At 45.2% G+C, this 13,235-nt stretch carries 9 protein-coding genes; 1 reads left to right on the top strand and 8 read right to left on the bottom strand.

The features are described from left to right. Positions 1-23 precede the first annotated feature (23 nt). Complete coding sequence (locus AAEY79_RS02200) at positions 24-938, bottom strand: hypothetical protein (protein ID WP_025650649.1); 915 nt, start codon at positions 936-938, stop codon at positions 24-26. 720 nt (positions 939-1,658) lie between these two features. On the opposite strand from AAEY79_RS02200, the gene AAEY79_RS02195 reads away from it, so the two are divergent. After that, positions 1,659-2,417 (top strand): IclR family transcriptional regulator, encoded by a 759-nt coding sequence (locus AAEY79_RS02195; protein WP_025650650.1) that lies wholly within the window; start codon positions 1,659-1,661, stop codon positions 2,415-2,417. Between the two features lie 268 nt (positions 2,418-2,685). Here AAEY79_RS02195 and mmsB read toward each other — a convergent pair whose 3' ends face one another. The 7 genes from mmsB to AAEY79_RS02160 form a co-directional block, all read right to left on the bottom strand. Continuing rightward, a complete protein-coding gene (mmsB, locus tag AAEY79_RS02190) occupies positions 2,686-3,639 on the bottom strand; it encodes a 3-hydroxyisobutyrate dehydrogenase (RefSeq protein WP_350587842.1) in 954 nt (317 codons plus the stop codon). Between the two features lie 96 nt (positions 3,640-3,735). Further along, positions 3,736-5,004 carry an enoyl-CoA hydratase/isomerase family protein gene (locus AAEY79_RS02185; RefSeq protein ID WP_227692077.1) on the bottom strand — a complete coding sequence of 423 codons (1,269 nt, stop codon included), beginning with the start codon at positions 5,002-5,004 and terminating at the stop codon, positions 3,736-3,738. A gap of 58 nt (positions 5,005-5,062) precedes the next feature. After that, entirely contained in the window at positions 5,063-5,845 is a 783-nt protein-coding gene (locus AAEY79_RS02180; protein ID WP_201567343.1) for an enoyl-CoA hydratase, read from the bottom strand. A 132-nt stretch (positions 5,846-5,977) separates the two neighbouring features. Next, entirely contained in the window at positions 5,978-7,138 is a 1,161-nt protein-coding gene (locus AAEY79_RS02175; protein ID WP_201567341.1) for an acyl-CoA dehydrogenase family protein, read from the bottom strand. Positions 7,139-7,314: 176 nt separating this feature from the next. Continuing rightward, a complete protein-coding gene (locus AAEY79_RS02170) occupies positions 7,315-8,799 on the bottom strand; it encodes a CoA-acylating methylmalonate-semialdehyde dehydrogenase (RefSeq protein WP_201567332.1) in 1,485 nt (494 codons plus the stop codon). A 272-nt stretch (positions 8,800-9,071) separates the two neighbouring features. Further along, complete coding sequence (locus AAEY79_RS02165) at positions 9,072-11,117, bottom strand: propionate--CoA ligase (RefSeq protein ID WP_201584119.1); 2,046 nt, start codon at positions 11,115-11,117, stop codon at positions 9,072-9,074. Positions 11,118-11,362: 245 nt separating this feature from the next. Continuing rightward, positions 11,363-13,033, bottom strand: coding sequence for a fatty acid--CoA ligase (locus AAEY79_RS02160; protein WP_201567320.1), 1,671 nt, complete (start codon positions 13,031-13,033; stop codon positions 11,363-11,365). Positions 13,034-13,235: the final 202 nt, after the last annotated feature.

Below are 13,235 nucleotides of genomic sequence, written 5' to 3'. Positions count from 1 at the left end.
ACAGTGCTTAGACTGCGATTAGATTAGAAACGGTAAGTTGCACCAAGTTTAACAATTGGGAACCACTCTAACCAATCTTTATCTTCAAGTTCTTGCTCAGCAAGATTTGCAACTTGGCCAGCATTTAAACCAGAAGGTACATTATTAACACCATTAGAAATGCCTACTAGTTTTTCTGGGTTTTTTGCATTAACAGTCGCATCAGTTTTACCCATGTATGCTGCACCGATTTCGCCGAATACACCCCAGTTGTTGCCGATGTTAGGACGGAAACCAATAGTAGCATAAGGAGCTAGCTTGTTACGGTGTTCCAACGTACCTTGTAGAGTACCTACATCATCTGCACTATACTTAACATCGTTAATTTGGTAATAGCTGTTTTCACCACCACCATTAGCATTAGCAGTTACATCGATATCGTTGTCAGGAACAATAACACCAGCACCCATAGTGAACCAGTTAGCTGCAGGACGGTATTGAACGCCAAGGTACGGGTTGCTGAAGTCTGAATCAACTTCATAATTAACATCATTTGCATCAAAATCACCGCCGAATAGGTCAGCTACATCACCGCCTGCCCAACCAGCTTGTAGTTCAGTTTTTTCGTTCATTGACCAAGCAATGTTCGCACCATAACCTAAAGTACCCACTTCAGCGCTAACAGCGGCTGGGTTAACAGCGGTTTGGAAGAAAGTTTTAGTACCACCAAAAACTGCGCCAGTCGTGTTACGAACTATGCCAGCGTCGGCATTGTATGCATAAGCAGGTTCAGCTTGATAAGCGACAGCAACAGGCTCAGCTTCATAGGCAACTGCAACAGGCTCAGCTTCGTATACAACAGCATCAGCTTCGTCAACAACGATAACAGGTTCAGCAGCTAAAGCCGCAGTTGACGCTAGAATAGCGGCAGAGATTGCAGATAGTTTAATAAATTTCATAATTACTCTCCTAAAGTGTGAAATAACTCGCCCATAAAAAATGATAATTCAGCTTTTTTTAAACCATCATTTTGTTGAGCAGATTAAAACAATTTTGGCTCAAAAAGTCACCCCTATAAACGCGCTTTTTATTTGCCATTATGTAAAGATTGCATAGAAATTGTAATAATTACTACACTAACCAGCAAAACTTCGGCTTCCAGTTACACAACGCTCTCAAAGTAACTTAAGAGCACAGACACGAATACTAAATGGCTTAATGTTCATGTAATGGTATTACAAAATATGTCATTATGATGGACGAGCCATGAAACTAATTCAATAGTAGTTATATGGCTTATTACTACAGTTTGTTGTGATTTGTGAGTTGACGTATCTTTTATTGCTTATCCTGCAGCTTTTGGCCTAAGACCATTTTGAGCAGGAATCATACGACAAGCCTATGTTTAAATAATAATTCAACTAATTATGGTTGATTCCATTTAAAAGAGAGTAAAGGCAACCGAGTGCAGAATTAGCAATCATACTTCAAGTTGGGTAAAGGCTGTCACTCTTTTATAGCGGATTGACTACATAGTGCGACTATTGCTTGTCTGAGACTGATATTATGCTAAATTAGAGAGTTATTCAGTCGTGTCTTAGCTTTACCAGTATTTGACTCATCGATTAAAACGTTTTGACGTTCTCTGCCTTATTATTTTTTATTATTGAGCCATTTTTATGCCTAAAGTATCGTCGATTACCCGTGTGTTAGAGATTATCGAAGCGGTGTCCTATGCCTCCAAACCTCTTTCTCCACTTGAACTGTCGCAAGAGCTAAATATCCCAAAACCCACCATCCATCGACTAATTCAGAACTTGGTTGATGAAGGGTTTGTGACCGTTGATATCGGTGGCGGTATTATACCCGGTAAGCGGGTCCGCAACCTAAGTGTCGAGCTCTGGCAACAGCGCCAGTTTTTTAATGAACGACAGCTGATCTTGCACAAGTTAGTTGATGAGATCAAAGAAACTTGTGGTATTGCTATTCCCTATCACATGGATATGCTCTATACCAACCGCGCTCAAACGTCGCTGCCATTACAGATTTATCTACCAGTGGGCGCAAAATCACCGATGTGGTGTACCGCTACAGGTAAGCTGTACCTGAGTCAATTGTCCACCACCAGTCGCAACAAAATCCTCCAAGGACTGCCGCTAGACAAATTCACCAAAAATACGATCACTGACGTTGATACTCTAAATGCCGAGCTTGATCGTATCGCTGAAACAGGTATTGGTATCGATAATGAAGAGTTTATTTCAGAGATGGTAGCGGTATCGGTGCCTGTGTTGGATAAAAAGTCACGCTATTTGGCTTCCTTATATATTCACGCCCCAACCATCCGCGTGTCATTAGATGAGCTAATGACACACGTGCCGCGTTTGCAGGCAGCGGCGAAGGATATTCAGACGCTGGTATACGAGCTACAAAATTGAAGGTAATAGATAGATGAACTTAGGGTCTGTTGAACATTCAAATATTAGGACTGCTGATTGCTAAAATCGTCCCAAACTAGGCGTAAACCGACGATAATGTCGAGACCTTAGCTAGGTTTACAACAACGTTTGGGGTGATTTTAGCATCAGCCTTTCAGGGCAGGGCTATTTTTATACTTTTCTTAGTCGCACTATCAAGAACAGTCTTTTAATACTTCATTAAACCACAGTATTCAAAACTGCTTAAGAGACTTAATCATTTAGAGCATTAAGATAGTACTGAGCTATCATGACGCGCCATAATACTAGAAAAGTCCTTATCGCCGTTTTCTAGCGCATGAGCTTCATAAAGCTCCGTCGCTTTGGCTCCCATTGGGGTTTCAACATCCGTATCCTTAGCCGTTTGCATCGCAAGGTTGAGATCTTTTTGCATGAGCTTACTCATAAAGCCGCCTTGATAACCATTGCTAGATGGCACGTTCTCCATTACTTGCGGATAAGGGTTATAGACCTCTAATGTCCAATTGCGACCTGAGCTTTGTAGCATAATATCTGATAGCACTTTAGGGTCAAGGCCGTTCTTAACCCCTAAGTTAATTGCTTCTGCCGTTCCCGCCATTAGAATGCCTAACAGCATGTTGTTACAGATTTTCGCGACTTGTCCAGCACCGTGCTCGCCTGCATGAAAGATGTTTTTGCCCATAACAGCTAGTATCGGCTCAGCTTTGGCAAACGCATCAGCGCTACCACCGACGATAAAGGTTAAACTACCAGCGATGGCGCCGCCCGTACCGCCGGAGACTGGCGCATCTAAAAAGTCGATACCAAGCTTACTTGCAGCCTCTGCTACCAATCTTGCATCAGCTGCCGCGATGGTACTGCTATCAATAACCAATGTACCTTTGGGCAATTCTGCTAGTAAGCCGTTATCTCCATCATTACCTAAATAGACAGAATGGACGTGCTTGCCCGCAGGCAACATGCTAATGACGACTTGTGCATTGCTCGCAGCATCTTTAGGGCTAGCAGCCACACTGGCACCTGCTTGTTGCAAGCGCTGGGTAGCGTCTTCAGACAAATCATAGACAGAGAGCATATAACCTGCCTTTAATAAGTTCTCTGCCATCGGTGCGCCCATATTGCCAAGCCCAATAAAGGCTATATTTGGCTTGGCAGTATTGTTTGACTCTTTATTGCTTAAATCTGAATCCTTTGTACCCATCTCATCGCTCCTTGATGATTGCTTATGCAGACAGTGCTACACATAGTTTTACGTTTTTTAGTTTATACCTGATTCTTATAATGAGCTTACAAGCTCTTAGCGCACAAGCTGGCTGCCTAAGGCTTCATCACCCAACCAATCGCCTAACGGATGCTCGCCTTTAGCATAAGGATTCACAAAGTGCTGATGTATATATTCCTGCCCTTCGGTGCTTAGGCAGTCTGCTAATGAACGCGACCATTGTGGATTGCGGTCTTTATCAATTAATAGCGCACGTACGCCTTCTTTAAAGTCAGGATTGGCCGCACAATGTACGGCTACGTTGGCCTCTAAATACAGAACTTGTTCTAGCGATAAGTCCGTGACTTTATGATACAGCGCATAGGTTAAAGCGGCGGTAACTGGGCAACCTTGACGATATGTGTCTGCTGCCCGCTGCGTCCAGCTGTCTGCTGCAAAGTCTGAGTTTAGCTTTGCTAGCGCTTCATCGCTCTGTAGAAGTGCATCGATATCGCCCAGTCCGCCGCTGTTCATCAACTGCTGGATAGGATGCCAATATGTCGCTAATTTGCTAGCAGGCAATTCGGCTACTGGTTGCGCTGCCAATGCACGGCTAACGATACTATGAGCGCTATTGTTGCGACATTTATCGGTGCTACCTGCTGCCACTTGCCAATCGCTCTGTTTTAAGCTTTGTATGATGGCATCATAATCACTACTGGCAACGGCATACTCTGCAAGATTAGATAATAGGGCATCATTGCCATTACACATCGCACCTGTTAGCCCTAAAAATAAACCCGTTTTTGCCGGCATACGCTGTAAAAACCAACTGCCAGAGGCGTCAGGGAACAGTCCAATAGTCACTTCTGGCATGGCAAAGCGGGTGCGCTCGGTGACCAAACGATGACTACAGCCAGCCATCAAACCCATGCCGCCACCCATAATAATACCGTCGCCCCAGAGGATTAAAGGCTTTGAATAAAAATGCATCTGCCGATAAAGACGATACTCATGACCAAAAAACTCTGTCGCATAAGGGTTCGGCAGTGGCGCACTGGTAGACATACTGTCATACAGCTTACGGATATCACCACCAGCACAAAACGCCTTGTCACCTGCCCCTTTTAATACCAATGCCACTATCTGATCGTCACTTTGCCACTGCTCTAGCTGCTGGGCTAACAACTGACACATCTCAACACTGAGCGCGTTGAGAGATTTGGGCGTATTTAGTGTCATTATCCCAATGAGGTGGCCACAATCTGTCGGCTCAGTATTGAACAATACCGGCGCTTCTTGTGTATTTTTTTCTACGGCTTTTTGATTATTAATATCGTCCGTCGCTGTCGTAGCTGCTGTCATAAAAGTAACCTAAAAATTAAAAGGAAAAATATTAGCGCTAAGTCTGATTTAATTTGGCCTATTTATTTTGCCAAGTGGGTTTACGCTTTTCTAAGAATGCTTGTACGCCTTCGCGCTGATCGTTGGTATCGAACAACTTAACAAATGCTTCGCGCTCATGGATAAGGTTTTGTGCGGGCGGAGTATTTCTTGCGGCTTGGATAAGCTGTTTAGAATAAGTGACGGCAACAGGAGATTGCTTAGCGACTTTTTGCGCTAATGCTTGCGCCGCTAGTAAACCGCCACCTTTTGCCGTGACTTCCTCGACTAAGCCAATGCGTAATGCAGTCTCGGCATCGACGCGCTCACCGCACAATATCATACGTTTCGCCCAGCCTTCACCAACCAGTAAAGGCAGATTCTGCGTACCGCCTGCACACGGCAATAAACCCACGCCGGTCTCTGGTAAGGCCATCTGTGCATGCGCTTCTGCGATACGTATATCACAGGCCAGCGCGCACTCAAGTCCACCGCCCATCGCATAGCCGTTGATAACCGCGATACTCACACCGCGATATGCTGATAGCGCTTCAAACGCTTCGCCAAAAGCGATGGCCATGCTGATTGCTTGGCCTTTATCACCGTCTGAGAAATTATTTAAGTCCGCACCTGCTGAAAAGAATTTCTCACCATCGCCATGGATAATTAAGGCGTAAACATCATCATTGGCATTGAGGTCAGTGACCAGCTGTTTGAGCGCTGGCAGACTGTCCATCGTCCACGTATGGGCTGGTGGGTTATTCAGTGTCACGGTAGCAGTATGACCGTCAATCGATAACTTGAGATTGGTATAATCCGTCATAAATAATCCTTTATTTTATCTGAATTTGGTACGATTTATTGGTGAGACGCTAGGTAAAAGAGCCATAGAAAACCATAGCGAACTTAAAATACCATGATAAAAATATTGCCATAAAATAGTTGCGTACTTCGATTAACGCAATTGACTCAATGCATCATCCTGCATAAGCTGACGCGAGACAATCACTCGCATAATCTCATTGGTGCCTTCCAAAATCTGATGGACACGCAAGTCTCGTACATGGCGCTCTAGCGGATACTCATTTAGATAACCATAGCCACCATGTAGCTGTAAGGCCTCATTGGCAACATCGAAACAAAGATCAGTGGAGAGACGCTTTGCCATCGCACAGTAGGTAGAAGCTTGCCCATCATTGTTATCGACTTTATTAGCCGCTAGATACAGCATTTGTCGCGCAGTAATGGTTTGGGTAAGCATGTCCGCAAGCTTAAACTGTACCGATTGTAAGCTGGCAATCGGGCTACCAAACTGGCTACGCTCTTGCACATAATTGGTCGCGGTCTCCAGCGCTGACTGCGCCGTACCTACCGCACAGATACCAATATTGATACGACCGCCATCTAAGCCTTTCATCGCAATGCGAAAACCTTGGCCTTCCTCGCCGATGAGATTTTCAGCGGGTACTTTGACGTCTTTAAAGCTAATAGCACGCGTCGGCTGCGCTTTCCAACCCATTTTATGCTCGTTTTTACCATACTCAATACCAGCGCTGTCAGCGTCTACCACAAATGCTGAAACCCCTTTTGGCCCTGCACCGCCTGTACGTGCCATGACCACTAAGACATCGGTCGAGCCTGCGCCCGAGATAAAAGTTTTTTCGCCATTGAGTACATAATGGTCGCCTTGCTTATCAGCTTTGGTGCGTAATGAGGCAGCATCAGAACCGGCGTTTGGCTCAGTTAAGCAATAGCTGCCAAGCCATTCACCACTGACCATATTGGGTAAATACTTTTTGCACAAGGCATCACTACCATACTCACCGATCATCCAGCCCGCCATGTTATGAATACTCATATACGCGGCGACTGCCGTATCACCCCATGCCAGCTCTTCAAACACCATGGCAGAGTCTAAGCGTGGTAGCCCTAAACCATCATATTCTGGGTTGGTATACAGCCCCAAAAAGCCAAGCTCGCCTGATTTCTTAATCACATCGACTGGGAAGTGTGAGGTACGATCCCATTCAGCCGCATTGGGCTTTAGCTCTTTTTGGGCAAACTGCCGAGCGGTTTGGCGAAAAGCAATTTGGTCTTCCGTTAATGAGAAATCCATAAGATCATCCTTGTGCTTGCAAAGCAAATATGGTGAAGAAAGTTTGGTAAGTCATCAGTTCAATATTGTTTATACAGTATAGCAGCGACATAACGACATTCTCAAAATTATGCTCTACTAGTAAAGCACATATTAAGTAAGATTGACGTTATATCGCAAACATAGTGAATGAACGATTACATTGAAATAGTGGTATTCACGCCGCGGCTTGCCTCATCATCGAACCAGCGGGCAGTGACCGTCTTAGTTTGAGTATAGAACTGTACTGCCTGCTTACCATAAGGACCGAGATCACCAAGCTTACTAGCACGTGAGCCTGAGAATGAGAACATCGGTAGTGGCACAGGAATTGGCAAGTTAATACCGATTTGCCCCACTTGTACATCTTGTTGGAATTTATGTGCAGCAGCGCCTGACTGAGTAAAGATAGCGGTACCATTACCATGTGGGTTGGCATTCAATAGCTCAATCGCTTCATCAAGGTCGGCTGCACGCATAATACATAGAACAGGGCCAAAGATTTCTTGCTGATAAATTTGCATATCAGCGGTGACGTTATCAAAGATAGTCGGTCCTACGAAGTTGCCTTTCTCATAGCCTTCGACAGTAATGCCACGACCATCAAGAATCAAGCTAGCCCCTTCTTCTACCCCTGTACCAATCAGATGCTCAACACGCGCTTTTGCTGCTGGTGAAATGAGCGGACCTAAATCCTTGTCGTTTTTACCTGCTGAGACCACTAAGCCTTCTGCTTTGGCTTTGATATCGTCAATCCATTCACCTGCTGCACCGACTAACACCACGACTGACAATGCCATACAACGTTGACCGGCGGCACCAAAGGCTGCACCCGCTAGCTGATTGAGTGTTTGCTCTTTATTGGCATCAGGTAGGATAACGCCATGGTTTTTGGCACCCATCATGCACTGGGCACGTTTGCCAGATTTACTAGCGCGCTCGTAGACATGCTTGCCGACGTTGGTAGAACCAACAAACGAAACCGCTTTGATGTCTGGATGATCACAAATGGCATCAACCGTCGCCTTGCCACCATGTACCACGTTGAGTACACCTTCAGGGACACCCGCTTCTACTGCCAGCTCAATCAAACGCATGGTGACCATTGGGTCTTGCTCAGAAGGTTTTAGAATGAATGTGTTACCCGTGGCAATCGCCATTGGGAACATCCATAGTGGAATCATCGCTGGGAAGTTAAACGGGGTGATACCAGCACAGACGCCAAGTGGCTGCCAAATGCTATAAGTGTCTACGCCTGAGGCGACGTTTTCAACGAAGTCGCCGATTTGCAGATTGGCAATACCTGCGGCATGTTCGACGACTTCTAGACCACGGAATACATCACCGCGAGCGTCAGCGATAGTCTTGCCCTGCTCTGCTGTCAGGATTTCTGCCAGCTCATCCATATGATCGCGTATGAGTGCTTGATACTTCAAGAAGATACGCGCACGAGTAGTAATTGGCGTTTTGCGCCACGTCTGAAAGGCTTTCTGAGCGGCAGCGACGGCTTGATTGATTTCATCATCAGTGGTTTGAGGGACTTTAGCGATAACTTCTTGCGTGGCGGGATCGGTGATATCAATCCATTCGCTGGTATTAGAATCAACAAATTGACCATTGATGAGCTGCTGAACGTGGTGCATAAGATATCCTTATCTTTTTTGCAAGATTACCGTTTGACGGTATCTTCATATCTATAAAGAGAATTAGAAACGATAAGTTTCTACGAATAAAGCTTTATTTTAAAGTGATTTATTTTGTATCATTATTGACTATAACAATAAATCAATTTTAGGGTCAAGTGTTTTATGTGTACTGCTTGTCTCTACATTTAGGCCAAAAAAAGCCCATGATTGTGCATGGGCTTTTTCGGTATCAAAGGTGGCTGGTTTTTTTCAATTGATACGCCATTAGATTAATAATCTTTCATAGACTGTTTAATGGCGTCAATGGCCGTTGGATTGTCAAGCGTTGACATATCTCCCGTTTCATTACCTTCCGCTAAAGCACGAATAGTACGACGTAAAATTTTGCCCGAGCGCGTTTTTGGTAGCGCCTGCGGGAAATAAATCGCTGCGGGTCTTGCGATACCACCAAGAGATTTTACCACTGCCCCAATCACTTGCTGCTCAAGACGGAAGCGGTTTTCGGTCGTCGCTACTTGGTCATGATCTTTTAGCACACAAAAAGCAATGGGCAACTCGCCTTTTAACTGATCCTGAATACCCACGACCGCACACTCAGCCATCTCTGGATGCATGCTAATTGCCTCCTCAATCTCTTGGGTGCCGATACGATGACCCGCGACATTTATCACATCATCGGTACGACCGAGAATATAAAAATAACCTTCTTCATCCGTTACCGCATAGTCTGAGGTGGAATACTGTTGACCATCAAACAGACCGAAATAACTGCTGACAAAGCGCTCATCATTACGCCATACCGTAGTAAGACAACCGGGTGGTAATGGCGCTTTAATCGCTAGCAAACCCTTTTCACCAGCCGCGCAAGGCTCGCCGGTCTCTTCATTGATGACGTGGGCATCATAACCATACATGGGATAACCGGGCGAGCCTTGTTTGTGCGGTTTATGATTAAATTTGGGCGTATTGCTTAAAATCGGCCAGCCAGACTCTGTTTGCCAATAGTGATCTAAAATCGGTACCCCTAAATGCTTGGTCAGCCAATTGGCCGTTGACTCATCAAGTGGCTCGCCTGCTAAAAAGAATGACTTGAGGCTAGAGACATCATAGCGTGTCATCCACGTCTCATCTTGCTTTTTCAGCATACGCACACCCGTCGGTGCGGTAAATAGGATATTAACCTTGTTGGCTTCAACAATCCGCCACCAGATACCAGGGTTTGGACGATGCGGCAAGCCTTCATACATCACACTGGTCATGCCAGCGAGCAATGGCGCATAAATGGTATAAGAGTGCCCCACTGCCCAACCGATATCGGATATTGCCCAAAAGGTCTCGCCGGCTTTGCCATCGTAGATATAATCTATCGACGTTGTTAGCGCCACTGCATGACCGCCGGTATCACGCTGCACGCCTTTTGGTGTACCCGTAGTACCAGAAGTATAGAGCAAATACGATGGCGTATTGGATTCTAACCACACTGGCTCGACAATCGCATTGGCTTCACAACTGATACGGCGTTGGGTTGCATAATCGACATCGATAGCTTTTGGCTCATAAGGCAAGATACCTCGATTGACGACCAGCACATGCTCAGGCTTCACAGTGGCTTGTTCAACACCTTGATCGACGAGGTTTTTATAGTTGATAACCTTGCCACCGCGCAATCCTGAATCTACCGTAATGACCATTTTTGCCTCAGCATCGTCCATACGAATCGCTAGGTTGTGCGCGGCAAAGCCACCGAAGACTACAGAATGAACTGCGCCAATACGAGCACATGCTAGCATCGCATAAGCGGCCTCCAAAATCATTGGCATATAGATAATGACACGATCGCCCTTCTCGATACCATGACGCTGTAGCACATCGGCGAAGTAATTCACTTCTTTATACAAATCGTTATAAGTCAGGCGGCGCTTGGTATAGTCGGTATAAAACTCGACGTTATTGCCTAAATCGCTAAAGGCATCGACGACTGCTGGGAATGTTGCTACTAACTCTTGGTTAATCTCAGAGGATAGCCAAATAAAGGCATCTTGCTCTGCACGCTCTGCCAGATGGCGATCGACACAGTTATAGCAAAGGTTGGTCTCACCGCCGACGTACCATTTGGCAAAAGGCAAATTGCTGTCATCGAGGATTTGCTCAGGCTCTTTATGCCAGTAGATACGCTTGGCTTGCTCTGCCCAAAACTGCTCACGGTCGTTAATAGAATCGTGATAAATATCAGCAAAGCTTGGAGTCTGAGTGACTTGAGTTTGGCCATTTTGAGAAGGTTGGGTTGTGGCTTGGTTTTTGATTGAGTCGCTCATAATAGCTGTCCTTAGCGTAAACAAGATATGATGCAATATAATTGTAAATATAGCGGTGATAAATAATATCGTAATAAGGTACTGGTCATCCGTGCCAGAACTGAAAAACCGATACATTATGTATCGGTTTAAAATGTAGCAGAGCTAACAATAAAGGTCAACTATTAAGCGTCTAATCTGTTTGATTATCATCAGCATTCAAATACCTTAACAGCCTATAGCTTTAAAAAAGTGGGCCAGTAACGTTATACCTCGGTCTGATCGGCATACATCTCACGCATGACTTTTTTGTCATGTTTGCCTACAGAAGTTTTGGGCAACTCATCAACGAACTTAAACTGACTGGGCACACCATATTTAGGAATGATACCGCGCTCTACCGCTTTCTCAGCGATGGCTTTGATGTCCTCCACCTTGGTATCTTGGCAATCAGGCTTGAGTACCACCAAGGCCAATGGACGCTCGCCCCACTGCTTATCGCGAACGCCAATAACTGACACATCAGCCACTGCTGGATGCAGAGATAAAATCGTCTCAATCTCAAGCGATGATATCCACTCGCCACCTGATTTGATCACATCTTTTAGACGATCGGTGATTCTAATGTAGCCATCAGGACGGACATAGGCGATATCTTGAGTATGCATGTAGCCGTTTTCCCACAGCTCTTTGCCTGCATCGTCATTTTTCAGATAGCTCTGGGTCAACCACGGTGCGCGCAGTACCAGCTCACCTGTATTTTCTTCACCCGTACCCACCGATTGATTGTTTTCGCCCCATACCTGTGCATCGACCATGACCACTGGCTTGCCCGTCATACAACGGCGAGCAATATCCTCTTCTTCCGTCATTTCTGGTTCGTTGAGGCTAAACTCTGTCAAGCTAATAAGCGGCGCCGTCTCTGACATACCATAGCCCGTATAGACTTCGATATCTTGCGCCAATGCAGACTTTGCTAAACCTTCGGTCAACCTTGAACCACCGATGATCATTTTTAGACCATTAAAACTGGCCCCACGATCTTGTGCTTCTTTGAGTACCATTTGCAAAATCGTCGGCACACAATGGGTGATACTGACTTTTTCGTTAATGATCAAATCCAGCAAGGTATCAGGCGCATAGCGTCCCGGATAGACCTGCTTGAGACCAACCATGGTCGCGGTAAACGGGAAACCCCATGCATGCACATGAAACATCGGCGTCATCGGCATATAAACATCGCCGTTACTCACGCCTTGTTTGTTCGGCAACATACCTAGGGTGGCGGCTTCTGCCATACTATGTAGCACTAGCTGACGATGGCTAAAAAACACGCCTTTTGGGTCGCCTGTGGTGCCCGAAGTATAAAAAGTCGTCGCAATGGTATTTTCATCAAAGTCTTGGAAGTCAAAAGTATCATCAGCGGCTTCGAGCAATGCCTCATACTCACCCGTTACGCGACTTTGGTTGTCACCAAAGACCCCTTCTACTGTCATGCCATTGTCATCTAGCCAGATGATATGCTCGATACTAGAGTTCTCAAACTGATAATCCTTCACCAGTGCGGCAAACTCAGAGTTCAGCATCAGCACTTTTGGTTTCGCATGATTAATGGTGTACAGCACTTTTTCTGGTGATAAGCGGATATTGACGGTCTGCAAAATATACTGCGACATCGGCACTGCAAAGTAGGATTCTAAATAGCGATGGCTGTCCCAATCCATGACGGCGACCACATCACCAGTAGCGAGATTCAAGTCGGCTAAAACGTTCGCTAAGCGATTGATACGATTAAACAGATCTTTATAAGTAAAGCGTTTTTTATCCGCATAAACGATTTCTTGATCTTGTGAGACGGTTTTGGCACGGTTTAACAATTGCTTGATCAGAAGTGGAAACTCATAAGCAGCTGGTGCGCTGTGGTAAATATTTGACATAAATCTGACGTCCTTGTTGAGTATTTTTGATAATTTTAATAGCTATTAAAGGGTTTGAGGCAAACTAAAATTATTGTTTTAATAAAAGATATGTTCGATAAGCCTGATACTGATAGTAAGAAAAAACCGCTTATATGTAAAGGCTGCTTGCGTAAGTATTGACATAGTAGCCGTAATTTTTCTATAGCTTTTACTGGGTTAT

Source organism: Psychrobacter sp. GW64-MNA-CIBAN-0177 (genome assembly GCF_040309585.1).
Lineage (GTDB): Bacteria > Pseudomonadota > Gammaproteobacteria > Pseudomonadales > Moraxellaceae > Psychrobacter > Psychrobacter okhotskensis.
The sequence above is the reverse complement of the archived record's forward strand: the minus strand, read 5'-3'. Positions and strand labels throughout refer to the sequence as shown.